We start from the raw sequence: 26,971 nt of genomic DNA, 5'->3' as shown, positions 1-26,971 counted from the left end.
CGCCTTTTGTCCGTTCCATGTCGGTCCTGCTTGCATCGACCGCCCTGCTTGTGGGTTATAGTCCAATGACCATCGCCGCCGAGACCGCTCCCCAGCCCGCCGCCGCCACCGACGCCAATCCGCTGCTCCAGCCCTGGACCGGCCCCTATGAAGGGGTGCCGCCGTGGGACAAGCTCGACCCCGAACTCTTCCCCGACGCCTTCGCCAAGGGCATGGCCGAGGTGAAGGCCGAGGTGCAGGCGGTGATCGACGATCCCGCCGAGCCGACGTTCGAGAATACCCATGTCCCGATGCAGCTCGCGGGCGAGACAATGGACCGCGTTTTCGCCCTGTGGGGCGTCCAGACGTCGAACAAGTCGAACGACCGCGTCGAGGACATCGACGCCGAATGGAGCCCGAAACTCACCAAATTCTACACCGAGCTGTTCCTCGATCCGAAGCTCTTCGCGCGCTACAAGGCGGTCTACGACAAAAGGCTGACCAGCGGCCTCAACGCCCAGCAAATCCGCATCGTCGAGCGCAGCTATGACGAGATGGTGCGCGACGGCGCGAACCTGTCGCCCGCGAACAAGGCGAAGCTCGTCGATCTGAACGCAAAGCTCGAAGGGCTGTTCTCGACCTTTTCGTCGAAGCTGCTCGGCGACGAAAAGCTCTATACCTATGTCACCGACAAGGCCGAACTCGACGGCCTCGCGCCGGGCTTCGTCGCTTCGCTCGCCGACGCCGCCGAGGCGCAGGGCAAGCCCGGCCAGTGGGCGATCAAGAACACCCGCTCCTCGGCGCAGCCGGTGCTCCAGAACGCGACCAACCGCGCCCTGCGCGAAAAGGTGTGGCGCGCCTTCGTCAATCGCGGCGACAATGGCGACGCCAACGACACCAATGCGACGATCGCCGATATTCTGAAACTGCGCCAGGAGCGCGCGGTGCTGCTCGGCTTCGCGACCCATGCGAACTACCGCATGGCTGACACCATGGCGAAGACGCCCGAAAACGCGATGGCCCTGATGATGAAGGTCTGGCCCGCCGCGGTCGCGCGCGTCCACGAGGAAGTCGCCGACATGCAGGCGATCGCCGACGCCGAAGCCAAGGCCGGCAAGGGTCCGAAGCTGACGATCGAGCCGTGGGACTATCGCTATTATGCCGAAAAGGTCCGCAAGGCGAAATACGACCTCGATGAAAGCGAGGTGAAGCCTTATCTTCAACTCGACAAGCTGCGCGACGCGATGTTCTGGGAGGCGGGGCAGCTCTACGACCTCGGCTTCCGCGAAAACACCGGGACGATCCCGGTCTTCGACCCCAAGGTGAAGACGTTCGAGGTCTATAACCTCAAGACGAATGCCAATGTCGGCGTCCTCTATCTCGACAATTTCGCGCGCGACGGCAAACGTTCGGGCGCGTGGATGACGACCTATCGCAGCGAGCAGGGTCTCGGCGGCGAGCGCAACGTGCTCGCATCGAACAACAATAATTTCACCGAGGGCGCGAAGGGCGAACCGACGCTCGTCAGCCTCGACGATGCGACGACTTTGTTCCACGAATTCGGGCACGGCATCCATTATTTCCTGCAGCACGTCTATTATCCCGCGCTCGCCGGGGTACCGCGCGACTTCGTCGAATATCCGAGCCAGGTGAACGAGAATTGGCTGATGACGCCCGAGGTGCTGTCGAAATTCGCGACGCACTATCAGACGGGCGAGCCGATGCCGCAGGCGCTGGTCGACAAGATTCTCGCCTCGAACAAGTTCAACCAGGGGTTCGAGACGGTCGAATATCTGGCGAGCGCGATCCTTGACATGAAGCTCCACGACCGCGAGGTGCCGGTGACCGACATCGACAAGTTCGAACGCGATACACTGGCCGAAATCGGCATGCCGAAGGAAATCGTCATGCGGCACCGCCTGCCGCAGTTCGGGCACCTGTTTTCGAGCGACGCCTATTCGGCGGGCTATTATTCCTATCTCTGGTCGGAGACGATGGACGCCGACACCTGGGCGGCGTTCCAGGAAGCCGGCGGCCCGTGGGACCGCACCGTCGCCGACAAGTTCCGTACCATATTGTTGATGACCGGCAACGAGACCGACCGCGCCGAAGCCTATCGCGCCTTCCGCGGCCGCGATCCCGACGTGAAGGCCTTGCTGGCGAAGCGCGGGTTTCCGACCGAATAGACCAGAGAGGGCAGTCATGCGAAGAGCCGTTTTGCTGGCGCTGACTGCCCTGATCGCAATTGTGGCGGGTATCGCCTGGACGGCTCGTCACAAAGCCCCACTTGATCAGACACAAGGGAGGGATGCCGCCACCTATCTGCCGCTCGGCAATATCGCATTCGATCGATTCGAGGGTGAAGGAGAATTCACCGAGGACTGGATTGCAAAGCCGTTGCAGGCCGCCGGTGAACCCATCCTGTCCCGTGAGGGTGATCGTCACGGTCAAGCCTATGTCCTTCGCGTCAGCTTCCTCCCCTCGTTCGATGGTGCGACGATCATTCGGATTTCATCCCGCGACGGGCGCAGCGGCGAAGCTTTCATCTCGACGCTCGACCATAGAGCGGACATGCCGCCCGCGCTCGCCGAACAAACGAGGATCGCTCTGCCTCCGGCCAGCCTGGCTCGAATTCAAGCGCTCGCAGAAAAGGCGCAGTTGGCGTCCGCACCCTTCGACAATGACAGGCCGGTATGCGACGGCATGACGGTCTTCTTCGAAATCGCCGACGCGCACGGCTACCATGTCATAGCGCGCAACAGTGCCGGCTTTTCGGCCGGCCAACTCGTCTTGATGCACACGTTGCTGAACCTCCATGTATCGCCGAAAGCGAAGGCCATCGAATATCTTGAGGGTGAGAAGCCCGTCGAGGGCGACGCACGACGATAGCAAGATCGCCCCCCGCGGTCGCGATCCCGACGTGAAAGCCTTGCTGGCGAAGCGGGGGTTCCGGTCGAATAGACCAGGAGTTAACGGTTAACCGGGGAGCAAAGGGGGCCGCCGCGCCCCCTTTGTTTTGTCTGGCGGATGTCCGTTGACGGTCGAAAGGCGACACTCCGCATCTCAATCACTTCGTCATTCCCGCGAAAGCGGGAACCCAGAGTGGGGTCGGCCGACGCGTGCTCTGGGTTCCCGCTTTCGCGGGAATGACGAATGGGGGGAACATCCGCTTTCACTCCTAAGCTGTCATCACGACACTCGCCTCCACAATCCCGATTGACCGTCCTCGAAAACGATATAAATATGATATCATCTTTATATCGAGTGATTCGGAGGGAAACATGGTCGAGAGTGGGACACCGGCGCTGAACCGCAGTCGCGAGACGCGCGCCAATACGCAAAGCGGCTATCTGATGCTGTTGATCTGGCTCGCGCTGCTCGGCGTTGCGCTGTGGGCGGGGATCAGCAACGGGGCGGCGGAAGTTCAGCTCGTCTGGAAATGGGTGGTCGTGATTCTCGCCGCAATCGCGGGTACGCTCATCCTTTGCGGCTTCTATCTCATCAACCCGAACGAAGCCGCCGCGATCCAGTTGTTCGGCGCCTATAAGGGCACCGACCGCGAGACCGGGCTGCGCTGGATCCTCCCCTGGCTGTCGCGCAAGAAGATCGCGGTGCGTGCGAACAACGTCATTTCGGACAAGATCAAGGTCAATGACCTGCGCGGCAATCCGGTCGAGATGGCGGCGCAGGTCGTGTGGCGCGTCACCGACACCGCGCAGGCGCTGTTCGACGTCGACGACTACAAGGAATTCGTCATGGCGCAGATCGAGGCCGCGGTGCGCGCGATCGGCTCGCGCTACCCCTATGACGATATCGAGCATCAGGAGATCACGCTGCGCGGCAATCACGACGAGGTCGGGGTCGAACTCAGGAAGGCGCTGATCGAACGGCTCGAGGTTGCGGGCATCACCGTCGACGAATGCGGCCTCACCCATTTGGCCTATGCGCAGGAAATCGCCGGCGCGATGCTGCGCCGCCAGCAGGCCGAGGCGGTGATCGCGGCGCGCAAGAAGCTGGTCGAGGGCGCGGTGACGATGGTCGAGATGGCGCTGACCCAGCTCAGCGAAAAAAATGTCGTCGAGCTCGACGACGAGCGCAAGGCGGCGATGGTCTCGAACCTGATGGTCGTCCTGTGCGGCGAGCGCGACACCCAGCCCGTGGTCAACGCCGGCTCGCTCTATTGAGGATCGAGCGATGCCCGCGCCCGCCAAGAAAGCCTTTGCCCTCCGCCTCGATCCGGCGCTCTTCGCCGCGATCGAGCGGCTGGCGGCCGCCGAACTGCGCAGCGCCAACGCCGAGATCGAAATCCTGCTGCGTGAAGCGCTTGGCCGCCGCGGCGTGAGCTTCAAGCCAAGCGAACAGCCGAAGCGCGGACGCCCGCGCGCGGAAAGCGGAGACGACACATGAAAACAGCCAGGCTTTTTGTCGCGATCGCGGCGGCCGGCGCTTTGGCCGGCGTCTCCGTGGCGGCCGTCCCGCAAAGTGCCGGGATAGAGGCGCCCGGTCCGGCCGGTCCGCTCGCGGGCACGCTGCTGACCGCCGAAGCGCCCGACGCGCCGGTGATGCTGATCATCCCCGGATCGGGGCCGACCGACCGTGACGGCAACAATCCGCTGGGCGTCGCGGCATCGACCTATCGGCTGCTGGCCGAAGCACTGGCGACCAAAGGCGTTACGACCGCGCGCATCGACAAGCGCGGCATGTTCGGCAGCAAGGCCGCGATCGCTGACCCCAACAAGGTAACGATCGGCGATTATGCCGCCGACGTCGCGAGTTGGGTCAAGATGCTCAAGGAGCGCTCCGGCCGGCCCTGCATCTGGGTCGCGGGCCATAGCGAGGGCGGGCTCGTCGCGCTCGCCGCCGCGAACGATCCCGACGTCTGCGGCCTCGTCCTGCTTTCGACGGCCGGGCGAAAGCTGAATGTCGTGATGCACGAACAGATTGCGGCGAACCCCGCCAATGCGCCGATCGCCGCCGACGCCGATGCCGCGATCGACGCGCTCGCCAAGGGCGAGCATGTCGACGTGTCCGCCATGCACCCGGCGCTGGCGCAAGGACTGTTCAATCCCGCGGTCCAGGATTATCTGATCGACGTCTTCCGCTACGATCCCGCCCTGCTGATCGCGAAGATCGGCAAGCCGGTCCTGATCGTCTCGGGCCTCGAGGATAAACAGGTGTCGCGGCGGGATGCCGAAGCGCTCGCTGCCGCCCAGCCGAAAGCGCGGCTCGTGCTGGTCGAAGGGATGAGCCACACGCTGAAACAGGTCGTGGGCGATGGTCCGGCGGCCAATATCGCCACCTACACCAACCCGGCGCTGCCCATCGATCCGGCGGTGGTCGAGGCGATTGCCGCTTTCGTCCGGCCCCGGAGCTGACGGGCCGAAACCCCGAAAGGAAAGCCATGCTGCACCTGCTGTTCGATGGACGTCCCTGGTTTCGCCCCAAGAAGCGCGGCTATGGCAGCGGCCTGCCGATCGCGTGGCAGGGTTGGGCGCTGCTGGCGGCGCATGTCGCGCTGATCGCCGGAGTTTCGGCGCTGCTGCACGACAAGCCGGCGATGATGACGATCTTCGTTATTCTGGCGGCCCTTGCACCGATGCCGCTTTACCGCGCCAAGACCGGGGGCGGCTGACTGCGGGCGAACGCCGCTATTCCCGCAACCCTCGCAGCGCCGCGCCTGCCGCGAACGGCCCGATCCCCGTCAGTAGCAGGCTCGCCGCCGCGAGCAGCTTGAGCGCCCCGCGCCCCGACGGGTCGAGCATTCCGGCGCCGAAGATCAGCAGCGGCACCGCGAGCGGCAGCACCAGCAGCCCGCCGATCGCGCTCCCGCCCTTCAAATTCGCGGTCAGCGCCGCGCTCAGCACCGCGAGCGAGGCGAGGGCGGGGATCGCGACCAGCAGCCCGGTCGCGAGCGTTTCGACCCGCGCCGCATCCTGCGCGAGCAGCGCGGCGGCGGGGAGCAGCGCGATCAGTAGCGGCAGACCGAAACCGATGGCGTGCGCGGCGATCTTGATCGCGGCGATCGCCTCGTCGGCGAAGCCGCGCACGGCAAGCTGATCGAGCACCCCCGCCTCGCGGTCGGGGCGGATCAGGCGGTCGATCGGCAGCAGTGCCGCGAGCAGCGCCGCGACCCAGATCATCCCGCCGCCGGTCCGCGCGAGCAGGGGCGCATCGGGACCGACCGCAAAGGGAAAGGCGGTCGCGACGAGCAGGAAGAAGACCACCGGCAGCCACAGCGCCCCGCTGCCCCACGCGCGCCTGAGGTCGCGCCAGAAGAGGGCGAGGAGCGCGGTCATACCAGCGCCCCCATATCCAGTTCGGCAAGGTCGGGAACGCCCAGCGCAAAATGCGACGCCAGCAGCACCGCGCCGCCGTTCGCGCGATGCCTTGCGATCGCACCGACCAGCCGCGCCTGCGCCGCGTCGTCCATGCCGTTCGCGGGCTCGTCGAGCAGCCAGATCGGCGCGCCGCTCGCGATCACGCGCGCCATCGCGGCGCGCTTGCGCTGCCCGGTCGAGAGCATCGCCACCGGCACGTCGGACAGCGGCGCCAGCGCCATCTCGGCCACCGCCCGGTCCACCGCATGGCCGTCGACGGTATCGACCCGCGCCCAGAAATCGAGCGCGCGGCGCAGGGGAAGTTCGGTATCGAGCGCCGTCGCCTCGTCGATCAGCGCGATGCGCTCGCGGTGCGTCACCGTGCCTGCGGCGGGGCGGAGCAGCCCGGCGGCGAGGCGGATCAGGCTCGACTTGCCGGCGCCATTGGGGCCGCGCAGCCACAGCGCGTCGCCGCGGGCCAGCGTCAGCGACAGCCCCTCGAACAGCAGCCGGTCGCCGCGGATGCACGCGATGCCGTCGAGCCGCAACAAGGCGTTCACGCCATGTCCTCGAGCGCGTGCATATCCTCGTCCGAAAAACCGAAATGATGGCCGATCTCGTGGATCAGCACATGGCGCACCAGTCCGTCGAGCCGCTCGCCCTCCTCGATCCATTCGACGAGGATGGGGATGCGATAAAGCGTCACGCGGTCGGGCATCCCGCCGCTCTGGTCGATGCTGCGCTCGGTCAGCGGGCGGCCTTCATAGAGGCCGGTCAGGTCGTAGGGATGCTCGATGCCGAGCGAGGCAAGGGTTTCGTCGTCGGCGAACTCCTCGACCGCGATTACCACCCCCTCGATATGCGGCCGGAACACCGCGGGCAGCGTTTCGAGCGCTGCCTCGGCCATTGCGAAGATCGCGTCGGCGTCGGGGGCCGCCGCGGTCCAGGCGCCGGGTAGATTGGTGGACAGGGCGTGGTTGTCACTCATCGCGCCCTTCCTTATGGCGAGCGCTCGGCCTTTACCAGCGGGAGAAGAGAGATGGTCCGGAAACTCGATGACGCGCAACGCAACGCGCTCCTCGCCCGCTTTCCCGAATGGACGCACGAGCCGTCACGCGACGCGATCACGCGCCAGTTCAAATTCGACGATTTCGCACAGGCCTTCGGCTTCATGGCGAGCGTCGCGATCATCGCAGAGAAGATGGACCATCACCCCGAATGGTCGAATGTCTACAACCGCGTCGACATATTGCTGACGACGCACGACGCGGACGGATTGTCCGAACGCGACGCCAAGCTGGCGGAAGCGATCGAGGGGCTGCTTTGACGGGTTCACGCGGAGACGCGGAGGCGCGGAGAAGAAAGAGAGAAGAGAAAATTCGCGCAGAGAGCGCAGAGAAAGGGAATATATCGGCGGCGTAGCCGCCCCTTGAAGGCGGAAGGGAAGCGCATGATCGCAGGCCGCAACGATCATCTCTGCGATCTCTGCGCGAAATATTTCTCTTTCTTCTCCGCGCCTCCGCGTCTCCGCGTGAACTTATATATCCGCCCCACCCGGCACAGCGCCTTGTTGTTATCTTGCGCTGACGCGCCACTCCCTTACAAGCAGCATCAGGAAAAGGGGGAGCCACCGCATGTCCGACAGCCTGCTGCGCCGCAAGGCGATCGTTCCCGACCAGCCGCACGGAGCGGGCCTCGCGCGGACGTTGAGCTGGCCGCACCTCGTCGCGCTCGGCGTCGGAGCGATCGTCGGCACCGGCATCCTGACGCTGATCGGCGTCGGCGCCGACAAGGCAGGGCCGGCAGTGATCCTGTCCTTTGCCATCGCGGGGCTGATCTGCGCCTGCGCGGCGCTCGCTTATGCCGAAATGGCGACGATGATCCCGGCGTCGGGCAGCGCCTATACATACAGCTATGTGGTGATCGGCGAACTGATCGCCTGGGTCGTCGGGTGGAGCCTGATCCTCGAATATTCGCTGGTGGTGAGCGCGGTCGCGGTCGGCTGGTCGGGCTATGCCGCGCCGTTGCTCCACGCCTGGGCCGACGTGCCGATGGCGCTGATGCAGGGACCGGAGCTTGGCGGCATCGTCAATTTGCCGGCGATCGCGATCATCGCCGTCGTCGCGGGGATGCTGCTGTTCGGCACCCGCGAAAGCGCGACGGTGAACGCGATCCTGGTGCTGGTGAAGATCGCCGCGCTGGTCGTGTTCGTCGCGGTGGCGCTTCCCGCCTTCGATGCCGCCAATCTGGAGCCCTTCAGCCCCTATGGCTTTGCCAAGCATATGGGCGCCGACGGCGTCGAGCGCGGGGTGATGGCGGCGGCGGCGATCATCTTCTTCGCTTTCTATGGCTTCGATGCGATCGCGACCGCGGCCGAAGAAACGAAGAATCCCGACCGCGACCTCAAGATCGGGATCGTCGGGTCGATGGTCGCTTGCGTCATCATCTATGTCGCGGTCGCGGTCGCGGCGGTCGGCGCCATCGCCTACAGCCGCTTTGCGAACAGTCCCGAGCCGCTGGCGCTGATCCTGCGTGAACTGGGACAGGCGCGCGCTGCGCAGTATCTCGGCATTTCGGCGGTCGTCGCGCTGCCGACCGTCATCCTCGCCTTCTTCTTCGGGCAGAGCCGCATCTTCTTCACCATGGCGCGCGACGGGCTGCTCCCGGCGAGCCTTGCCAAAGTGTCGGCGCGCGGAACCCCGGTGCGCATCACCATCTTCACCGCGATCGTCGTCGCGATCCTCGCGGGCTTCATTCCGCTCGACGAACTCGCGGCGCTCGCCAATGCCGGGACGCTCGCCGCTTTCACGGCGGTGTCGGTGTGCATGCTGATCATGCGCCGTCGCGCTCCGCAAGCGCCGCGCACCTTTCGCGCGCCGATGCCGTGGGTGGTCGGCATCATCGCAGTGCTCGGCTGCTTCTATCTCTTTCTGAGCCTGCCGGTGAAGACGCAGCTCTGGTTCGGCGTCTGGAACATCGCGGGGCTCGCCGTCTATTTCCTCTACGCCCGGCGCAACGCCATCGTGGCCTGATCGATGGGCGTATTCCGGATGCAAAAGCGGTTGCATTGAACGCCTTGCCCATGCAGGCAGGGTGAAGGGCAGTCGATGACGGGGGAATGGGGCGATGACCCGATGGAGGCGGTTTGCGCTGGCGACGACGATGCTGGTCGCACCGGCGAACATGGCGATGGCGGGCGAGCAGCCGCTGTACGAGCCCGCACCCGCATGGGTCACCCCGGCGAAGCTGGCCGACCCGCAAAATGTAACCGGCGGGCTCGCGGTGCTCGATTTTCAGCAGCGGATCGACGGCGCGACGGTGTGGAATTACGCCGACACCGCGATCAAGCTCAGCACCCCGGAGGAGCTGTCGCAATATAGCAATATCACCGTGGCTTGGGCGCCCGACAAGGGCGACCTGATCATTCACCAGCTCGTGATCCTGCGCGACGGGGCGGAGATCGACGCGCTCGCCGGCGGGCAGAAATTTACCGTGCTGCGCCGCGAGCAATCGCTCGAACAGCGCGAGTTGACCGGCATCCTGTCGGCGACGCTGCCGGTTGAGGGGCTGCGCGCCGGCGACATTCTGCGGCTGCGCATGTCGACGACGGTCAAGGACGGTGCGCTCGGAGGGCGGGCGCAGGCGATGCTGCCGCTGATTGCCGAGCCGGCGCGGGTCGCACAGGCGGGTTACAAGCTGTCGTGGCGCGCCGATGAAGCGGCGCGGTGGAAAATTCTTGCGGGCGGCGCCGAACCCAAGGCGCGGCGCAGCGGCGATTTCATGGAACTGCCGGTCGCGCTGCCGCTGCCCAAGCCGGCCGAAGTGCCCGACGACGCGCCGGTCCGTTATCAGCGCCTGCCGATCATCGAGGCGTCGACCTTCACGAGCTGGGCCGATGTGTCGAAGGTGATGGCGCCGCTCTATGCGACCGAGGGGACGATTGCGGACGGCAGCCCGCTCGCGGACGAGGTCGCCGCGATCATGGCGGCGACCGACGATCCGCTGAAGCGCGCGGCGATGGCGCTGCAACTGGTGCAGGACAAGGTCCGCTATCTCGCGGTCGGGATGGACGGCGGCAACTATGTGCCGCAGCCGCCGGCCAAGACGTGGAACGTGCGCTATGGCGACTGCAAGGCAAAGACGCTGCTGCTGCTGGCGATGTTGCGCGCGATGAAGATCGAGGCCGAACCGGTAATGGCGCACGCGTCGCTCGGCGACATGGTGCCGTCGCGCGTGCCGAGTGCGCTCGCCTTCAACCATGTTCTGGTGCGCGCGACGATCGGCGGCGACAGCCTGTGGCTCGACGGAACGATGCTCGGCACCCGGCTTGCCGACATTCGCGATACTCCCGCGCTCGGCTATGTGCTGCCCGTTCGCGCCGGGGGCGCGGATCCGGTGAAGATCGAGTTGCACGCCCCGGCGCGGCCCGCCGTCGACCTTCAGATCGCCGCCGACGAAAGCAGCAGCATCGACCTGCCGTCGGTGATCGATCTCGATATGGTCGTGCGCGGCCAGCTCGCCAATCTGCTGACGCTGGCGGGGTCGCAGCTCGGGCCGAAGGAAGCGCGCCAGCTCTACGAGCAATTCCTCCAGCATTATGTCGGCGAGGCGCAATATGACACCTTGGCCGCCACTCCCGACACCGCCGACGGCAGCGTGACGATCAAGGCGCGCGGCGTGTTCGCGTCGGGATGGGAACGTCGCGATCTGCGCACCGAGCGCTGGATTTCGCGCGTGCCCGACCTGATTTCGTTCGAGCCCGACCGCGCCCGCACCGCGTGGGCCGATATTCCGGTCGTGACCGCCGCTCCCGACCGGGCGCGCTACCGGTTCCGGATCAAGCTTCCCGATGGCGGGCGCGGCTATACGCTCGACGGGGTGGCGCCGCTGGACGATCGCTTTGCCGGTTATGACGTCGACCGATCGGTGACGCTCGCGGGCGGCACGGTCACCGTCGACGAAACGCTGACCTCGTCTGGAATCGAGATTCCGGCGGCGGAGGTTGCCGCCCAGCGTGACAAGGTGGCGACGATCCTCGCGCGCACTCCGCGCCTTGTCGCGCCCGACACGGCGACACGGCGCTGGAACCTCGCGCAGGCGGCGTCGCGCTCGCAGATCGACGCGATCGAAGCCATATACAAAAAGAACGCCGCCGAGGCCGACGAGGAAAATATCACCGCGCTGACCAGCAGTGCTTCGTTTCAGCGGGGAATCGGCGATTACAAGGGCGCGGTTCAGACGCTGACGCGGCAGATCGCGCTGCTGCCCTCGGTCGACACCTATCTGGCGCGCGCTTCGGCGCGGCGCGAACTGGGCGACAGCGCCGGCGCGCTCGTTGATGCCGAGGCGGCGCGCAAGCTCGACCCCTCGTCGATCGACGCCATAGCGACCGTTGCGAATCTGACCGCCGAGCGCGGCGACGTTGCCGCGGCGACGAAGATGCTCGACGACCGGATCGCGCTCGGCGGCAAGACGCGCGACGATTATCGCGCGGTCAAGGCGGCGCTGGTCGGCGAATATGGCGACGCACAGGCCGCGATCGACGAACTCGACGCGCTGATCGCGACCAAGCCCGGCAATCCGGCGATGCTCAACCAGCGCTGCTGGATCAAGGCGACGCGCAACGTCGCGCTCGATACCGCGCTCAAGGACTGCACTTCGGCGATGGAGCTCAGCGACAGCAGCGCCGCGATCCTCGATAGCCGCGCACTCGTGTGGATGCGTATGGGGCGCGACGAAGACGCGTTGCGCGACCTTGACGCCGCGCTGTTGCAGGTGCCGGCTATGGGGTCGAGCCGCTTTCTGCGCGCGCTCGTCTACAAACGGACGGGGCGCGGGGCCGACGCCGCCACCGATCTCGCCATCGCGCGCCAGATGTCGCCGTCGACCGAGCGCGACTATGCCCGCTTCGGGCTGAAGCCTTAGCTCACCCCCGCTGCCAGTCGAACGCCAGCGGCGCTTCGCGAAACGCGAAGCGGTCGAGGTGGCGCGCGACCACCTCCTGCATCGCCTCCAGATGCGCGTCGCTGCTGGCGTCGATGCGGACCGACAGCGCGTCGGGTCCGGCATCGAACGTCACCAGCGCATCGGCCGCCCAGTCGGCGCCGCGCGCATCCCTGGGGAAGGTCACGGTGCCGTGCTCGGGGGTGAAGACGACCGCGAGATTGTGCTGCCAATGCTTGCAGAGCTGCTGCAGATATTTGCTCGCGTGAGGGGTCGGCACGTCGGCGGCTGCGCTATGCATCACAGCCGCTCGATCTTTTGCGCGGCCTCGTCGATCAGCGCGACGATGTCGTGCAGCGTCGCTTCCTCGAGGTCGCGGTCGCCGAGCCGGTTCATCAGCACCGTGCGCAGATTGCCCATCGCGCGGCGGACCGAGGCGCTGTCGGTGCGCTGGCGCTCTTCGCCGACTTCGGTCAGGCGGGTGATCAGCGCCGCGACGGCATCGGCGTTGGTGTCGAGCTCGGCCCGGCCGGCGTCGGTGGCGGCGAACAATTTCTTCGCGCCGTCGCTGTCGGCCGTCTCGATCAGCCCCATGTCGCCCAGCAGGGTGAGGGTGGGATAGATGACCCCCGGGCTCGGCGCATAGGCACCGCCGGTCAGCTCCTCGATCTGGCGGATCAGGTCGTATCCGTGACGCGGTTCGTCGGCGATCAGTTTCAGCAGCACGAGCCGTAGCTCGCCGCTATCGAACATCCGCCGGCGCCGCCCGCGGCCATCGTCGTCATGCCCGTGGCGTCCGCCGAAGCCGCGGCCGAAACCGCCGCCATGGCCGAAGCCGCGTCCGCCCCGGTGCATGGCGCGGCGCATCGTCTCGCGCATCATCGCGCGGTGCATGGCATGGCGCTTGTCGCAGCCGTGCCGGTTCATTTCGTGTCGCATTCTAAACTCCTTCGTGCGATTCGATGTGTCTAAGATATATCTTGAAACAGACTTTGCAAGAGGCTTTCCGCACATTGCGCGACACTTTCGCCCACATCCGCCGCTATCCTTGACTTCCACCCCATAGCCGCTATGAGCGCCCCCGTGTTGTCGCGGGTCCGCTTGCGGCAATTCCGTCCGAGACAGTTGGTGAAGGGAATTTGCCCTTCTTAATGTCCAACCGAGACGGGGACAGTCTTTTATCGGTCGCCCGCCTGCTATGCAGGTGACGCGGCTTGACCGACCCCATCGGACATCGTTGCGTAAAGAACAGGCGGGATTCGTCCCGCATGGCCTTTGCGTGTATTAGCGGCCCGGTCGCACGTTTCCGCGTGCGTTCGGGCATGAGTGGAGAAACAGGCATGGATCGTGCTGAAAAGGCCGAAGCCGTATCCTCGCTGAACGCTACGCTGTCGAATGCCGCCTCGGTTGTGATTGTTCGCAACCTCGGCCTCACCGTCGCCCAGTCGACGGTGCTTCGCCAGCAGATGCGTGACGCGGGCGCGAGCTTCAAGGTCGCGAAGAACCGCCTGGCCAAGATCGCGCTCGATGGCACCTCCTACACCGGTATCGGCGATCTGCTGGCCGGCCCCACGGCAATCGCCGCTTCGACCGATCCGGTCGCGGCCGCGAAGATCGTGGTGGAATTTGCCAAGACCAACGACAAGCTTGAAATCGTTGGTGGCGGCATGGGGGATGTGATCCTCGACGTGGAAGGCGTGAAGGCGCTTGCATCGCTGCCGTCGCTCGACGAACTGCGTGGCAAGCTTGTCGGTCTGCTCCAGGCTCCGGCCACCAAGGTTGCCCAGATCGCGGCAGCCCCGGCTGGTCAGCTGGCGCGGGTCTTTGGTGCCTATGGCGCCAAGGAAGCGGCATAAACTTTTACCTACCGTAACAATTCACCGGGCTTTCCCGGTTCTGATGGAGAATGAAAATGGCTGATCTCGCAAAGATCGTTGAAGACCTGTCGGCGCTGACCGTTCTGGAAGCTGCCGAGCTTTCGAAGCTGCTCGAAGAAAAATGGGGCGTTTCGGCCGCCGCTGCCGTTGCGGTTGCCGCTCCGGCCGCTGGTGGCGCCGGCGCCGCTGCTGCTGAAGAGCAGACCGAATTCGACGTTATCCTGACGGGTGACGGCGGCAACAAGATCAACGTCATCAAGGAAGTCCGTGCGATCACCGGCCTGGGCCTGGGCGAAGCCAAGGCGCTCGTCGAAGGTGCGCCGAAGGCCGTCAAGGAAGGCGTGAGCAAGGCCGAAGCCGAAGAGCTGAAGGCCAAGCTGACCGCCGCCGGCGCGACCGTCGAACTGAAGTAATTCGGTTTGCGGGCGGGGGCCGGATCGCCGGCTCCATTCCGACGAAAAGAAAAAGGGCGGCGCCGCGAGGCACCGCCCTTTTTTCTTGGCCGCGAAAGATGCGGTCAGTTGCGCGTCCAGCCGGGCTTCAGATCCTTGCGGGCGCGGCCGGGTTCGAGGCGGTGGACCTCCTGCTCGGCAGGGGCGGCCGAGGTTTCGCGCTGCGCGATTTCCCAAGCGCTCACCGGCTTGCGGCGCATGTCCTTCTGGGCCGCGAGCGTCGCTTCATATTCGGCGCGTTCCTGCCGGTCGAGAAAGCGGGCGCGGGCGAGGCGCTTCTGTAGCGTGGCGAAGGGATTGTCGGGCGTCGGGCCCGCCATCGCCATCGCTTCGTGGCGGCCCATGCTGCCACTCGGCGCCGCCGCGAAGGTTGGGGAGGTCTGCGGTGCGATCACCGGCTTGGACTCCGGTTCGGTTGCGACCGTGGCCGCGCCCGGAACCCATTCGGCATCGGCGGGGGCTTCGTCGAACTCCCAGACCTCGTTCGACGCGCGACGACGACGAGCGAAGGCGAGACCGGCGCCGCCGATCAGAAGTAGCGCGGCGGCACCGCCCGCGATTTCCCAAGGAAGATTGCTGTCGCTGGCGGCGGCGCGTTCGACCGGCGCGGGAGCGGGAGCAGCTTCTGCAACAGGTTCGATCGGTGCCGCGATCGGTGCAGCCTCATCGATCGCCAGCGCGGGGGCAGGCGTGACGGGTGCGACGGCTTCGCGCGGCGCGGCGGGAGTGGGGGCCGCAGGACGGGGCTTTTCGGCGGCACGCTTCGACTGCGCGGGAGCCGATGTCTTCGGCGCGGCAGCCTTGGGCGCGGGTTCGGCCGGTGCGATGTCGAGGGGGACGCGAATGACCGGCTGCGGGGCGACCGTTTCGGCAGTCGGCGGCGCAGTGATCGTCGGCGCCGGGACCGTTGTCGGCGCGACCGGCGGAGTCATCGTCACCGTCGGCATTTCCTGCGCGAAGGCAGCGGGGGTGGAGAGAGCCACGAACGCGGCAATCGCGCTCAAGGCGGGGCGGGAGAGGGCGATAGTCTTCTTCATAGTGACGGACAAACGAATGGCGCGCGAAAAGCGCTGCCGAAAACCGTCGGTTTCCGGGGCAAGTCGTGCGCGACCGGGGACGGAACGAGGAATCCGTTCCATCCGTCGCGTTCGAAAACCGTCTTCGCGGTCAGCCAGCGAGAGCGGGGCGGGGGCCCGCCAGCGCAATCGAGGCGGCCGCCGATATCGCCGCGCCGACGAGCGCCATGTCGCGATCGAGCCGCGCGTCGAGCGCCGGGACGGGAAGCGCCGCGAGGTCCGCGATCAGCGGCATCGAGAGCGCGAGGCGCAGCGTTCCCGCGGGGCGCCCGTCGGACATCTGGTGCGTCCGAACCGGCTGGCCCAGGCGAATCTCGCGCCCCAGCCACTGGCGCGATTGCCGCGCGATGAGCCCGTGCATGGCCCGCGCCGCGTCGAAGTCGCAGCCCGGCCAGCGCGCCGACAGGTCGAGCGTGCGCAGCGTTTCGGTCGCGAGGCAGCTCGTTCCCGCGCCGGGGACTTCGGCGAGTTCGAGCCGCTTGACCAGCCGCAGAACATGATGGCTGAAGCGTGCAATCACATGCGCAACCCGTTCGCCCGGAAGCGCGGCAAAGCGCTCCATCTCGATCATCGCGGCTTGCAAGCGTAGCAGCAGCCCGAAATTGCCGGATGCGATCAGCCCATCCGCGCCGGGCCAGTCCGCCGGCCATTCGGCGCGCGCCGCGAGGCGGCGATAGCCGCCGGGCAGCGGGCGGACCCGGTCGCGGACCGCGCCCGGAACCAGCGCGATGCCGCTGAACGGCGGACCGCCGACGAATTTCGACCCGGTCATCAGCACGACGCAGCCGAGCGCGAGGTAGCGGCGCACGGCACCTGGCGCCATGCGAAGCTGACAGGCATCGACGACGAAGAGTGCGGCGTCGCTGTGCGTCGCGGCCAGTCGCTCGACGTCGGCGATGGCGGGCAGCGTCAGTCCGGATTTCGATCCGTGGACGACATGGACGACCGCGCGGCGGCCCTGCGCGGCGGCGCGCTCGATGTGCAGGGCAAGTTCGGCGGCGACCGCTGCCGATGCGCGCGGACGCCCCGCCGCGTCGCGCACCGCGACATCGACGAGTTCGGTGTCCGCGAAGGCGGGATCGATCGGGGTTCGCGCCACGACGCCCGCGCCGATCGCGGTTTCGTCGGCGAAGAAGCGGCCCGCGGCGCTGTGCACGCAGCCGCTGCCGACCTCGTCGCGGCCGAGCAGCACGGCGGTAACTGGCCGGCCGTCGTATGCGGCGGCCAGGCCGACATATTCGAGGTCGGTTCCCGATGCAGCAAAGACGATCGCGGTATCGGTCAGGCCGAAATGATCCGCCAGCCGCGAGCGCAGCATCGCCAGCGCCTCGGCATAGGCGTCCGCCGTCATCGGCCGGTCGAGCCGGTCGCGCCAGTGATCGAGCAGCGCGTTGAAACCATGCTCCGATAGACTGCTGATCGTCGACGAGCCATAAGCGAGCGCGTCGGTCGGCAGCACCGTGGCATGATAGAGGTTGCGGCCGTCCGCGCCGGGCCGGATGCGCCGATCGCCGCCGCTCGCAAGCGTGTCGGCGAGCCGGGCGGCGAGGGCAGGGTCGACGGGGGGCGGGCGACGATCGTCGAAGGCGTCGGCGGCGAACAACATGGCGGGTGCGTCCTGGGAAGGGGGAGATGCAGGACGCCTAGCGCGCGAAGATGACAGGGATTTTGCGCTTTGGTTTCAGCGCCGTCACTGAAGAGTCATCGCGGTGCAACCTCGACGTGGTGAAACCCCGACATGCAAATGACCCATCTTGAACCGACGCGCCTGCCCGATCGTCTTCGCGATACGCAGCGGCTTCTCTTCATCGCCAAGCACGCCCGCTGGACCGGCGGCCTGCACCCCGACGACGGCAATCACGCCCTCTATCACCGCGAGACGCGCGAGATATTGGAGGGGCTCGGCATTCCGCTCGTCGTCGCCGACGATTATGCCGCGCTGTTCGCGCGGCCCGAGGCCGATTTCGTCTTTCCGCTGCTCAACCGCGGTGGTTTCTATAATTCGGAGATGCTGCTGCCCTTGCTCTGCAACCGGCTCGGTTTGCCTTACGTCGGCGCGTCGCCGATCGTGCGCGGGCTGTCGGACGACAAGCATCTGACCAAGCTCGAAGCCGCCGCGCGCGGCGTCCCGACCGCGCCCTGGGCGCTGTTCCGGCGCGGTGCGCCGGTCGATGCGGCGCGCTGTCCGCCGGCGCGGCGGTGGGTGGTCAAGCCGAACAACAGCTCGGCATCATGGGGCATTCGCGACGCGCACGACCGCGCCGAACTCGCGCAGGCGATCGCCGAGGTCCACGCGCTCGACCATGACGCGATGGTCGAACCCTTCCTCGACGGCAGCGACGTTGAGGTGCCGGTGATCACCTGCCGCGGCGCGCCCGCGCTGCTGCCGATGATGATTTTCGAGCAGGCCGATCCGACGCATCTGCGCACCTATCAGGAAAAGCGCGACCTCGTCGATCGCAGCGCCAAATACAGCCTCAAGCTGTTCGAAGCGGACGCGCTGGCGGACAAGATCATCGATTATACGGCGCGGATGGCGGAGGTGTTCCGGCCGTTCGATTATGGCCGCTTCGAGTTTCGGATCGATTTCGAAACCGGCGAAATCCGGCTGCTCGAGGTCAATCTCAACTGCAACCTGTGGTCCGAGAAGGTCTTCGGCCGCGCCGCGGTCGCCGCGGGCTTCACCCAGGCCGACCTCATCGAGACGATCGTCGCTGAGAGCATGATCCGCCAGCTCGGCGCGGGCCGCGAGCGCGACGCGGCATGACCGGCTCGATCCTCATCCTCGCGGGCCGCCGTCCCGGTGCGGTCGATGCGCTGGCCGAGGCGCATGGCGTCGGTGACAAATGCCTGGTCCCCGTTGCCGGACGGCCGATGATCGCGCATGTCCTCGAAAGCGCGGCCCGGACCCCGGCGCAGCGGATCTTCGTTTCGACGCATCATCGAACGTTGCTCGATGATCTCGCCGATCCGGTGATCGACCGGCTCGGCGAACGGCTCGTCTTGGTGCCCGCTGCCGACAATCTGGCGGACTCGGTGCTCGCGGTGGCCGACCAGGCCCCGTTTCCACTGTTCATCACCACCGCCGACAATTGCCTGCTCACCCCCGAAACGATCGCCGAGATTGGCAGCGAAGCCGCCCGGCTCGGCGCCGGCGTGGGAGTTGCGCTCGCGCGGCGCGAGGATGTGCTGGCGGTCCATCCCGAGGGGCAGCGGCGCTTCTATGAATTTTCCGACGTCGCGGTGTCGAACTGCAACGCCTATTGGATCGGCGATCGCAGCGCGCTGAAAGCCGCCGAGGCGTTTCGTGGCGGCGGACAGTTCGTCAAGAAGCCGTTCCGCATCATGCGGGCCTTCGGCCTCGTCAACCTGCTCCGCTTCCGCTTCGGGCTGGGGCCGATTCACCATGTCTTCCAGCGCATCTCGCGCCATCTGAAAGTCGACATCGCCCCGCTGCTGGTCAGCAACGGGGCGACGGCGATCGATGTCGACAACGAACGGTCGCTGCGCGTGACCGAGGCGCTGATGCGGCGCCTAGATGCGATCAATCCGCGACCCAGTTGCCGTGGAATCCCGGCGGAACGCGATGCGGCAGGTGAACGACGGCTTGCGGTGATCCGCTGAAGTCGTCGGCGTTCAGGATGACGAGATCGGTGGTCTCGTCGTTCATGTCGACGACGAGGCCGATCAGCCAGCCGTCATCCTCGGTGCCCGTTTCGCTTCGCGGCACGAAGACGAATTCGCCGGGGTGGCGGCCGGGGCCGAAGTCATGGATCGCGGTCGTGCCCTCGGCGAGATCGTGGCGGAACAGCCGCGTATCGGCGAGCGCCCATTCGGATGCGGCGCCGTCGGGGATCGCGACGCTGGTGATATAGCGATAGGGCCGCGTCGTCAGCCGCTCGTCGTAGCGCGGGAATTCCTGCGCATGATCGTGGATGACCGTCCGCACCGTCGTGCCGGCGGCGGGATCGATCGTCCAGCGCTCCATGCGCGATGTCTCGCTGTCGGGACCGCGCTTCGAGCTCGCGAACATCGTCTCGTGCGCGACGACGTCGACGATCACCTTGCCGTCCGCGGTCTCGTACGCGTTGGCCGGGTGGAAGACATAGCAGGGCTCGACCGGCACCCAGACGATCTCGTCGCCCCGACCTGTCCTGGGGAGGAGACCGACGCGTGCCGGATGCGCTTCGTTCCAGGCATAGGGGAAGCGATAGCCCGCGAGCAGCATCTTCATCGACAAGGTGACCGGCAGGTCGAAGACGAGCACATAATGTTCGGTGATCGCGCAGTCGTGGATCGATGGACCGTCGCTGACCGCGACGGCTTCCTCGCGGACGACATGCGCGTCCTTGTCGACGACGACATGCCAGACGCTGTTCGGGGCGTCGCCCTTGTAGGTGATCGCGTGGAGTTCGCCGGTGAACGGGTCTTCGTGCGGGTGCGCGGTGTAGCTGCCGGTCAGCGTGCCGTCGAACGGGTTGTGCGCGATCGTGCCCAGCTCATAGTCGAGCTCGACCGGCTTGCCGCCCGCCTCGACGATCGCGAAGGTGCGGCCGGCGATGCCGACGACATTGGTGTTGGGGGCGTCGAAGCCGCCCTCCTCGCGCGGGCCCGCCGGAATCGCCTCGCCCAGCGCCGCGCAGGCTTCGGTGCCACGCACCCAGCGGTTGCGGTACCAGTCGGCCTTGCCGCCTTCGATGCGGATGCCGTGGACCATGCCGGCGCCGGAGAACCAGTGATAGCTTGCGGGATCGGGCGCGATTGCGGGATTGGGACCGTTGCGGAGATAGCGGCCCGTGAGCGCGGCCGGGATATCGCCGTCGACGCGGAGCGCTTCGAGCGTGACTTCCTCCCCCATCGGTTTGTGGATGCCGGTGAGGAAGGGGTGCGCGTCGGTCGGGCGGGGGAGGCGCTTGCGGTTGAAGTCGGCGACCTTGCCGATGCCTTTCTTGACCGCACCGCGGATCAGGGTTTCGACGTTGCTCGCCATGATGATGCTCCTTAAGCGGATGTTTGCGAAAGTGCCGCGCAGCGTCAGGCTTGCACGGCCGACTCGAAATGTTTACGGTGACAACATGGCCGATGAAGATAACAGTGTCAACATGGAAATCGCCAGCACAAGGAGCGGTGGTTCCTATCACCATGGCGACCTGCGCGCCGCAGTGATCGCGGCGGGGCTCAAGCGGCTTGCGGACGGCGATGGAACCGACCTCGGTTTGCGCGCGCTCGCGCGCGACGTCGGGGTCAGCGCGACCGCGCTCTACCGCCATTTCCCCGACAAGGAGGCGCTGCTCGACGCGCTCGCCGACGAGGGGTTGCGGCGGCTCGGCGCGCTCCAGTCGCAGGCCTGGCTCAAGGCGGGCGGCGGCCGCGCCGGCTTCCTCGCGACCGGCATCGCCTATGTCCGCTTCGCGCACGACGAACCCGCCGTGTTCCGGCTGAGCTTCACGCGCCAGATGTCCGAACGCTGCGAGCCGGGCGCCGACGGGGGCGAGGTCGGCTATAATCTGCTCCGCGCCGGGGTCGCGCAGACGATGCCCTATCTCGACAATCCCGAAGTCGCCGCGCTCCACGCCTGGTCGCTCGTCCACGGCCTCGCGATGCTGGTGCTCGACCGGCGCATCGAATGGGACGAAGCGCTCGTCGAGCAGGTGGTGGGTATGACCTTCGGCGGCGTCGACTGAGGCCCCGGTGCTGCGAAATCGGCTGATCCTGCGACGAAATGCGGGGTGGCCGCGAGCGATATTAGCGGTTTATTTTCCCGTTTTCGGTTAGGCCGGGGTCATGAAGCGGTCGCTTTCCCCCGGAGTCGAAACGGTGTTCTGGCCGTTGCTGACGATGGCGGGCTATGGCCTGCTCGCCAGCCTGTCGCTTCACGCGACCAGAGGGGCCGACAACATCGCCGCGATCTGGCCGCCGAGCGGCTATTTCCTCGCGCTGTTGCTGCTGATGCCCGCGCGGGCGCGCCCGGCGTCCTTCGTCGCCATGGCCGCCGCCAGCGTCGCGGCGAATATGCTGAGCGGGACAAGCGCCGTCATCTCCGCCGCGTTCACGATCGCGAATGCGGCCGAGGCGGGGGCGGCGCTGTGGCTGATCCGCCGCCGCGTTCCAGGCGAACTGTCCTTCATGGAGCCGCGCGCAGTCGCCAATTTCTGTGTTGCCGTGCTGGCGGCGGGTGCGCTCAGCGCTTCGGTCGCCGCCGCGCTCGCCGGAACGCTTGCGGCCCCCGGTCTCACGGGCCGCGGCGTCGACTTCTTCTTTTCGTGGCTGACCACCGTGACGCTCGGCATGCTGATCGTCGCGCCGCCGATCGTGATGCTTGCGCGGCTGGTCGACACGCGCGCGCTTGCCAACGTCCCGCGTGCCACGATCGTCGAAGCGGTCGCGCTGCTGACTTTTGCGGCAGCGCTCACCGCCTTGTCCTTTTCGCAGTCGCATTTCCCCGCCACCTTTCTGCCGACCGTCGCGGTGATCGCCGCTTCCTATCGGCTCGGCCCCTTCGGTGCCGCCGCGGGCATGTTGATCGTCGCGATCGTCGCGTCGTGGATGACGGGGCAGGGGATCGGGCCGGTCGCCGCGATCGAGGGCAGCCAGCGAAGCCGGGTGCTGTTCCTGCAATTCTATTTCATCACCCTGCTGTTCACCGCACTGCCGCTCGCGGCGCTGCTGGTGGTGCAGCGCCGGCTCGCGAAACGGCTCGAGCAGAGCAACCGCTGGCTGCTCCAGGCCGAAGCCGCGGCGCTCGTCGGTCATTGGCGCGTCGACCTCGTCCGCTGGACGATTCAATGGTCCGACCAGGCCTATCGCGTCCACGGGCTCGAGCCCGGCGAGCCGGTCGATGTCGAGTATAGCGTCGAGCAATATCTGCCCGAGGATCGCGCCGCCGTGCGCGCGATATTGGAGCGCGCGGTGCGCACCGGCGAGCCGTTCGAATATCAGGGCCGGATCGTCCGCGCCGACGGGGCGATCCGCCATGTCAAATCGCACGGCTCGATCGAACGGGGCCGCGGCGGCCGCGCGGTCGGCATCTTCGGCACCGTGCAGGACGTGACCGAGACGGTCGAGAATGCCCGCATTCTGGAGGCGGCCCGCAGCGCCGCCGAGCGCGTCGCCAACACCGACATGCTGACCGGCCTGCCGAACCGCCGCCACACGCTGGCCTTTCTGGAAACCGCGCTGACCGGCGCGCGCGAGCAGGGGGTGCCGCTGGCGTTGGCGATCTTCGACATCGATCATTTCAAGCGGATCAACGACGATCACGGCCACGCCGCCGGCGACGAAGTGATCCGCCGCGTCGCACGCCGCGCCAAGGCGTCGCTGCGCGAGGAGGATCTGGTCGGCCGTTTCGGCGGCGAGGAGTTCGTCTGCATCCTGCAGCGGTCGAGCGCGCAGGCGGCCGAAATGGTCGCCGAGCGGTTGCGTATCGCAATCGAGGCCGACGGCGGCGCGGACGGTGGCCTGCCGCCCGCGACGGTCAGCATCGGGCTTGCCGTCTATGACGGCGAGGGCGACGCCGAAGCACTGCTTCAGCGCGCCGACCAGGCGCTGTATATCGCCAAGCGCGAGGGACGGAACCGGCTGCGCATGGCGGCGTGAAGGGGGGCGAAGAGTCCGGTTGCGGCCGCTCCTCTCCCCTCCCGCAGGCGGGAGGGGTCGGGGGTGGGCAGCGACGGTGCAAGGGCCCACCCCGCTGCGACTAACGAACAAAGTTCGTAAGTCTCGCTGCCCCTCCCGCTTGCGGGAGGGGAAAGTAGCGCCATCCCTCACCGTCCGCTTCCCACCCCAAAACAGACAAACAAAGCAGGCTTTGGCGCGGCCCGTTTTGCTGATAAACCCGCATCTTACGGAACGGGAGGGCGCCATGGAACGCAACGAGGACTATATCGCGCGGCGGATGCTGCTGGCGGGTGCGGCGGGACTGGCGGTGGCCGGGCTGATCCCCGCGGCGCTGGCGAAAGCCGCGAAGCCCGGCGTCAAGGGCTTGATCGCCAATGCGTCGGACAATGCGCTCGACCGGCTGGCGCAGCCGGGCGCTTTCTATGCCGATACCGCGGTGCGCATCCTGCTTCCCGGTGCGAGCGGCAAGCTCGCGTCGAAATTGCTCGGCGCGGGCGATAAGCTGGGGCTGACGGCCGGGCTCACCAAAAGCCTGAACGATGCGGGCGGCAAGGCGGCGGGCGAGGCGAAGCCGATCTTTCGCGCCGCGATCGACAATCTGGGCTGGAACGACGTGCCATCGCTGGTGTCGAAGCGCGATGGCGCGACGCGCTATCTGCAATCGAGCGCCGGCGGGTTGCTCGGCGACAAGGTACGCCCGCTGATCGCGGGGGCGCTGGACGAGGTCGGCGCCTATCGCCAGCTCGACCAGCTATCGGGCAGCAGCCAGCTCCTTTCGATCGCGGGGATCAGCCACGACGGCCTGACCCATTCGGTCACCGATCAGGCGCTCAAGGGCATTTTCCTCTATATGGGCAATGAGGAAGCCGCGCTGCGCAGGGATCCGGGCAAGCTGCTCAAGGGGATATTCTAAGGCGGTCCCGGAACGTTCCGCATTTGCGGGAGTGGCGGCATTGGGGTGGTTGGCTGTCGCCGCCGCTCCTCCCCGGCACGGGGAGGGGGACCATGCGAAGCATGGTGGAGGGGCACCCTCGGTTTACGCTTCGATCCAGAAAAGGCGCGCCATGACCCACCTGCCCCTCCACCACCTTCGGTGGTCCCCCTCCCCGTGCCGGGGAGGATCTTAAGTCCGCAATCGGTCGCAAGCGGACATTCTCTCTGCGCCTAGATCGCAGGCGTCGCGGATCGGGCATCCGCGCCGCCGCCGACCAGATCGACCGCCTTGCGATCCGCCGCGTGGCGCGCCGCGATCGCCGAGACGCCGGTCATCGCCAGCGCAAGATAGCCGACGGCCAGCGCGTCGACGATCAGCAGCGGCCAGTCGAGGAAGGCGGGCGCGAAGATTGCGCCGAAGCTCAGCGCATAATGGAGGACCATCAACGGCACGATGCCCGCGAGCATCAGCAGGATCGTGTACCAGAAGCTGCCCGCCATGATGCGGATCGACCGGACCGGCCCGATCGCCGCATTGCCCGCCGCCCACGCCGCATTCCACGCGGTCAGATAGACGCCGAGGATCACTCCGGCGAGCGCGAGGCCGTAGCCGGTCCAGCGCGCGGGCTCGCCTGCAAGGCCAAGGAGGCCGGTCAGCGGCGGGCCGAACAGCGCCCACCATTGCTCGGTTGCCTGGATCGCGAAGAGGATCAGCCACAGCCCGATCGCGGGCCATTCGATCCGCCGTGCCCGCGCCGCGTCGCCGCTGAACAGGATATAGCGCATGAACCAATAGCCGGGCAGCAGCAGCGCCAGCGTCTTGGCGAAACCGAACTGCATCCGCAGCATACCGGCTTCGGCGGCCTTGGCGCCCGCAATACCGTCGTACATGCCGGCCTGCCACTCGACGACATGCTGCGCCAGTTCGGCCAGCACGGGGACGAGAAACAGCAGCGGGCAAAGCCGCGCGAACGCCCAGGCGTGGCGATAGATGGCCTGGATGTCAGTCTTCATCGGCGGGCTCCTTCGGGTCGAACAGGATCAGGTCGCCGGGCTGGCAATCCAGCGCGCGGCAAATGGCGTCGAGCGTGGAGAAGCGGATCGCCTTCGCCTTGCCCGTCTTGAGGATCGACAGATTGGCGACGGTGATTCCGATCCGCTCGCTGAGCTCGGTCAGCGTCATGCGCCGCTGCCAGAGGAGGTCGTCGAGCTGGACGCGGATCGCCATCAGATCGTCCGCTCGATCTCGTCCTGCATCGCGGCGCCGCGCTCGAAGACGCGGGCGAGCACGAAGAGGAGCAGGACGGCGAGCCAGCCGGTGACTCCGAAGCTCCAGCCGAAATATTCGCCGGTCGCGGCGCTCGCGCGGATGCTGACCAGCCCGAAGGCGAGGTCGAGCAGCTGGATGCCGAGCAGCGCCCAGGCAATATGGCGCAGCCGCGCGGCGTTGGCGGCGATGAAGGGCGTTCCCGCGCGCGCCGCGTCGATGATCGCGATCAGTCGGGTCAGGATGACGTGCGCGAGCAGGATGACGGGGGCGGTGATGAAGGTGACCCAGCGCAGCCACGCGATCGCGGCTTCGGGATGGGCGACATGATAGGGCTGGGCCCGCGCGAGGAAGAGGTCGGGCGCGGCGAAGCCGACCCATCCCAGCGCGGCGACGATCAAGAGGCCGGTGACCCAGTTGAGGATATTCAATCCGGCCAGCAGCCGGCGGCTCCAGAGCAGCATGGGCATCCCGTTCGACGTTGATGGCTGACATATCGATAAACGATATGAACTATATTGCAAGTCGATATATCGGGATCAGGAGACAGGACAAAGGCTATGGGGTTTGCGGGCGGCGTTATCGCGCAAAGAAAAAGGCGCGAGAGCGTTGCCCTCGCGCCTTTTGCTGCCGATCGCGAAGATCAGTTGGCGGGTTTCGCCGCGTCGGATGTCGTGTCGGCATCGGCCGCCGCATCATCCGTCGCCGCTGCGTCGGGCGCCTTGGCTTCGGCAACCGCCGCCGCGAACTGCTCGGCGGAGAAGCTGGTCGACAGGCCGTGCGCCGCGACGAAGAAGGCCTTGCGCGGCAGGCGGACGTCGCCCTGCGCGGTGGTGACGACGACGCCCTCGGCGTCGGCGGTCTTCACCTTGCCGACGACCGAACCGCCGTTCACGCCCTTGATATCAGCGCCCGGCTGAAGCGCGGCGGTGAGCTGCGCATCGGCGGCGGCGGCCTGCTGGTCGAGCGCGGCAGTGAGCTGCGCGAGGGTCAGCGTGATCGCGGTGCCCTTGTCGGTCTGCATGAAAGCGCTTGCGGGGAGCGCGGCGGGCTTGTCGCCGACGGTGACGACGACGGTCGCGCCGTCCGAGCTGGCGATCGGGCCGATGGTCTGGCCTTCGCTGTCGTAGACGGTGGTGCCGACGGTCAGCGTCGGGCCGGCGGGCGCGGCGGCGGGTGCCTGCGCGAAGGCGGGCGCACCGGCGGCCATCGCGGTGCCAAGGGCAAGGGAGGTAAGAAAGGCTGCATATTTACGCATCGTTGTAATCTCTCCTGACATTTTGAACGGTCGAGACGCTTGAACGCGCGAAGGCGGCATGGGCCATGCCAAAATGGCCGAACCGTGGCCGAGGCGGGATGAGCCGTTCTGTTCCGGGGTGACGAGCGGATTGCTGTCTTCGGTGATGCGCTTCCATTGACACTGCACCCCCCAAATCCTATATCGCCTTCACACCCGATCGTCCGGGAAGCGGTCTGACGTTGCGCAACGGGCCACAGGAATAGGGCGGTA

Annotated in this window: 28 protein-coding genes; 16 read left to right on the top strand and 12 right to left on the bottom strand. The window is 66.8% G+C overall.

What is annotated here, in order from left to right; translation table 11 throughout:
* The first annotated feature begins 65 nt into the window (after window positions 1-65).
* From NP825_RS12740 to NP825_RS12715, 6 genes are all read left to right on the top strand, one after another.
* Window positions 66-2,165: a M3 family metallopeptidase gene (locus tag NP825_RS12740; RefSeq protein WP_257543977.1), complete on the top strand. Its 2,100-nt coding sequence runs from the start codon at window positions 66-68 to the stop codon at window positions 2,163-2,165.
* A 31-nt stretch (window positions 2,166-2,196) separates the two neighbouring features.
* On the top strand, window positions 2,197-2,868 hold the full coding sequence (locus tag NP825_RS12735) for a hypothetical protein (protein ID WP_257543975.1): 672 nt from the start codon (window positions 2,197-2,199) through the stop codon (window positions 2,866-2,868).
* A 392-nt stretch (window positions 2,869-3,260) separates the two neighbouring features.
* Entirely contained in the window at window positions 3,261-4,163 is a 903-nt protein-coding gene (locus NP825_RS12730) for an SPFH domain-containing protein (protein WP_257543973.1), read from the top strand.
* Between the two features lie 10 nt (window positions 4,164-4,173).
* The gene (locus tag NP825_RS12725) at window positions 4,174-4,386 is read left to right on the top strand and encodes a toxin-antitoxin system HicB family antitoxin (protein ID WP_257543971.1); all 213 of its coding nucleotides are present in this window, start codon (window positions 4,174-4,176) and stop codon (window positions 4,384-4,386) included.
* Window positions 4,383-5,354: an alpha/beta hydrolase gene (locus tag NP825_RS12720; protein ID WP_257543969.1), complete on the top strand. Its 972-nt coding sequence runs from the start codon at window positions 4,383-4,385 to the stop codon at window positions 5,352-5,354. Before NP825_RS12725 ends, NP825_RS12720 begins: the two co-directional genes overlap by 4 nt.
* Window positions 5,355-5,380: 26 nt before the next feature.
* Window positions 5,381-5,611: a hypothetical protein gene (locus tag NP825_RS12715; protein ID WP_257543966.1), complete on the top strand. Its 231-nt coding sequence runs from the start codon at window positions 5,381-5,383 to the stop codon at window positions 5,609-5,611.
* A gap of 16 nt (window positions 5,612-5,627) precedes the next feature.
* On the opposite strand, the gene NP825_RS12710 is transcribed toward NP825_RS12715, so the two are convergent.
* Genes NP825_RS12710 through NP825_RS12700 form a run of 3 tightly spaced genes read right to left on the bottom strand, consistent with a single transcriptional unit; the run spans window position 5,628 to window position 7,284 of the window.
* Window positions 5,628-6,275, bottom strand: a complete 648-nt coding sequence (locus NP825_RS12710) for a heme exporter protein CcmB (RefSeq protein WP_257543964.1) — start codon at window positions 6,273-6,275, stop codon at window positions 5,628-5,630.
* A complete protein-coding gene (gene ccmA, locus NP825_RS12705) occupies window positions 6,272-6,856 on the bottom strand; it encodes a heme ABC exporter ATP-binding protein CcmA (RefSeq protein ID WP_257543962.1) in 585 nt (194 codons plus the stop codon). Before ccmA ends, NP825_RS12710 begins: the two co-directional genes overlap by 4 nt.
* Entirely contained in the window at window positions 6,853-7,284 is a 432-nt protein-coding gene (locus NP825_RS12700) for a metallopeptidase family protein (RefSeq protein WP_257543960.1), read from the bottom strand. The genes ccmA and NP825_RS12700 overlap by 4 nt, the downstream gene beginning before the upstream one ends.
* On the opposite strand from NP825_RS12700, the gene NP825_RS12695 reads away from it, so the two are divergent.
* The 3 genes from NP825_RS12695 to NP825_RS12685 all read left to right on the top strand — a co-directional run bounded on the left by NP825_RS12695 (window position 7,270) and on the right by NP825_RS12685 (window position 12,221).
* Complete coding sequence (locus NP825_RS12695) at window positions 7,270-7,623, top strand: 4a-hydroxytetrahydrobiopterin dehydratase (RefSeq protein ID WP_374046491.1); 354 nt, start codon at window positions 7,270-7,272, stop codon at window positions 7,621-7,623. The two genes, NP825_RS12700 and NP825_RS12695, sit on opposite strands and share 15 nt — an antisense overlap.
* 307 nt (window positions 7,624-7,930) lie before the next feature.
* Window positions 7,931-9,328 carry an amino acid permease gene (locus NP825_RS12690; RefSeq protein WP_257543958.1) on the top strand — a complete coding sequence of 466 codons (1,398 nt, stop codon included), beginning with the start codon at window positions 7,931-7,933 and terminating at the stop codon, window positions 9,326-9,328.
* A 94-nt stretch (window positions 9,329-9,422) separates the two neighbouring features.
* Window positions 9,423-12,221: a DUF3857 domain-containing protein gene (locus NP825_RS12685; RefSeq protein WP_257543956.1), complete on the top strand. Its 2,799-nt coding sequence runs from the start codon at window positions 9,423-9,425 to the stop codon at window positions 12,219-12,221.
* Window position 12,222: 1 nt separating this feature from the next.
* Here the strand turns inward: NP825_RS12685 and NP825_RS12680 are convergent, their stop codons facing one another.
* Window positions 12,223-12,540, bottom strand: a complete 318-nt coding sequence (locus NP825_RS12680; RefSeq protein ID WP_257543954.1) for a DUF2218 domain-containing protein — start codon at window positions 12,538-12,540, stop codon at window positions 12,223-12,225.
* Entirely contained in the window at window positions 12,540-13,106 is a 567-nt protein-coding gene (locus tag NP825_RS12675) for a PadR family transcriptional regulator (protein WP_374046566.1), read from the bottom strand. Before NP825_RS12675 ends, NP825_RS12680 begins: the two co-directional genes overlap by 1 nt.
* A gap of 473 nt (window positions 13,107-13,579) precedes the next feature.
* Between NP825_RS12675 and rplJ the strand changes: the two genes are divergently transcribed.
* Together rplJ and rplL are read left to right on the top strand one after the other, a co-directional pair.
* Window positions 13,580-14,095 carry a 50S ribosomal protein L10 gene (gene rplJ, locus NP825_RS12670; RefSeq protein WP_257543952.1) on the top strand — a complete coding sequence of 172 codons (516 nt, stop codon included), beginning with the start codon at window positions 13,580-13,582 and terminating at the stop codon, window positions 14,093-14,095.
* A gap of 56 nt (window positions 14,096-14,151) precedes the next feature.
* The gene (gene rplL / locus NP825_RS12665) at window positions 14,152-14,529 is read left to right on the top strand and encodes a 50S ribosomal protein L7/L12 (protein ID WP_257543950.1); all 378 of its coding nucleotides are present in this window, start codon (window positions 14,152-14,154) and stop codon (window positions 14,527-14,529) included.
* A 104-nt stretch (window positions 14,530-14,633) separates the two neighbouring features.
* On the opposite strand, the gene NP825_RS23565 is transcribed toward rplL, so the two are convergent.
* Both NP825_RS23565 and NP825_RS12655 read right to left on the bottom strand, forming a co-directional pair.
* Window positions 14,634-15,605 carry a hypothetical protein gene (locus NP825_RS23565; protein WP_306996785.1) on the bottom strand — a complete coding sequence of 324 codons (972 nt, stop codon included), beginning with the start codon at window positions 15,603-15,605 and terminating at the stop codon, window positions 14,634-14,636.
* Window positions 15,606-15,735: 130 nt separating this feature from the next.
* A complete protein-coding gene (locus NP825_RS12655) occupies window positions 15,736-17,250 on the bottom strand; it encodes a hypothetical protein (protein ID WP_257543948.1) in 1,515 nt (504 codons plus the stop codon).
* Window positions 17,251-17,388: 138 nt separating this feature from the next.
* Here NP825_RS12655 and NP825_RS12650 point away from each other — a divergent pair, with 138 nt between their 5' ends.
* Window positions 17,389-18,411: a phosphoribosylglycinamide synthetase gene (locus tag NP825_RS12650; protein WP_257543946.1), complete on the top strand. Its 1,023-nt coding sequence runs from the start codon at window positions 17,389-17,391 to the stop codon at window positions 18,409-18,411.
* Window positions 18,408-19,268: a nucleotidyltransferase family protein gene (locus NP825_RS12645; protein ID WP_257543944.1), complete on the top strand. Its 861-nt coding sequence runs from the start codon at window positions 18,408-18,410 to the stop codon at window positions 19,266-19,268. Before NP825_RS12650 ends, NP825_RS12645 begins: the two co-directional genes overlap by 4 nt.
* Here NP825_RS12645 and NP825_RS12640 read toward each other — a convergent pair.
* Window positions 19,189-20,634 carry a carotenoid oxygenase family protein gene (locus NP825_RS12640; protein ID WP_257543942.1) on the bottom strand — a complete coding sequence of 482 codons (1,446 nt, stop codon included), beginning with the start codon at window positions 20,632-20,634 and terminating at the stop codon, window positions 19,189-19,191. The two genes, NP825_RS12645 and NP825_RS12640, sit on opposite strands and share 80 nt — an antisense overlap.
* An 85-nt stretch (window positions 20,635-20,719) precedes the next feature.
* Here NP825_RS12640 and NP825_RS12635 point away from each other — a divergent pair, with 85 nt between their 5' ends.
* The 3 genes from NP825_RS12635 to NP825_RS12625 all read left to right on the top strand — a co-directional run bounded on the left by NP825_RS12635 (window position 20,720) and on the right by NP825_RS12625 (window position 24,174).
* A complete protein-coding gene (locus NP825_RS12635; RefSeq protein ID WP_257543940.1) occupies window positions 20,720-21,328 on the top strand; it encodes a TetR/AcrR family transcriptional regulator in 609 nt (202 codons plus the stop codon).
* Between the two features lie 100 nt (window positions 21,329-21,428).
* Window positions 21,429-23,240: a sensor domain-containing diguanylate cyclase gene (locus NP825_RS12630; protein ID WP_257543937.1), complete on the top strand. Its 1,812-nt coding sequence runs from the start codon at window positions 21,429-21,431 to the stop codon at window positions 23,238-23,240.
* Window positions 23,241-23,505: 265 nt separating this feature from the next.
* The gene (locus tag NP825_RS12625; protein ID WP_257543935.1) at window positions 23,506-24,174 is read left to right on the top strand and encodes a DUF4197 domain-containing protein; all 669 of its coding nucleotides are present in this window, start codon (window positions 23,506-23,508) and stop codon (window positions 24,172-24,174) included.
* A gap of 251 nt (window positions 24,175-24,425) precedes the next feature.
* On the opposite strand, the gene NP825_RS12620 is transcribed toward NP825_RS12625, so the two are convergent.
* The 4 genes from NP825_RS12620 to NP825_RS12605 all read right to left on the bottom strand — a co-directional run bounded on the left by NP825_RS12620 (window position 24,426) and on the right by NP825_RS12605 (window position 26,719).
* Entirely contained in the window at window positions 24,426-25,208 is a 783-nt protein-coding gene (locus tag NP825_RS12620; protein ID WP_257543933.1) for a hypothetical protein, read from the bottom strand.
* The gene (locus NP825_RS12615; protein WP_257543931.1) at window positions 25,198-25,422 is read right to left on the bottom strand and encodes a helix-turn-helix transcriptional regulator; all 225 of its coding nucleotides are present in this window, start codon (window positions 25,420-25,422) and stop codon (window positions 25,198-25,200) included. Before NP825_RS12615 ends, NP825_RS12620 begins: the two co-directional genes overlap by 11 nt.
* Window positions 25,422-25,925: a DUF2975 domain-containing protein gene (locus NP825_RS12610; RefSeq protein ID WP_257543929.1), complete on the bottom strand. Its 504-nt coding sequence runs from the start codon at window positions 25,923-25,925 to the stop codon at window positions 25,422-25,424. The genes NP825_RS12615 and NP825_RS12610 overlap by 1 nt, the downstream gene beginning before the upstream one ends.
* Before the next feature lie 179 nt (window positions 25,926-26,104).
* Window positions 26,105-26,719 (bottom strand): hypothetical protein, encoded by a 615-nt coding sequence (locus NP825_RS12605; RefSeq protein ID WP_257543927.1) that lies wholly within the window; start codon window positions 26,717-26,719, stop codon window positions 26,105-26,107.
* Window positions 26,720-26,971: the final 252 nt, after the last annotated feature.

The sequence above is a fragment of the Sphingopyxis sp. DBS4 genome (assembly GCF_024628865.1).
In the GTDB taxonomy this organism is placed as follows: Bacteria; Pseudomonadota; Alphaproteobacteria; order Sphingomonadales; family Sphingomonadaceae; genus Sphingopyxis.
This window is presented reverse-complemented; position numbering and strand designations above follow the sequence as displayed.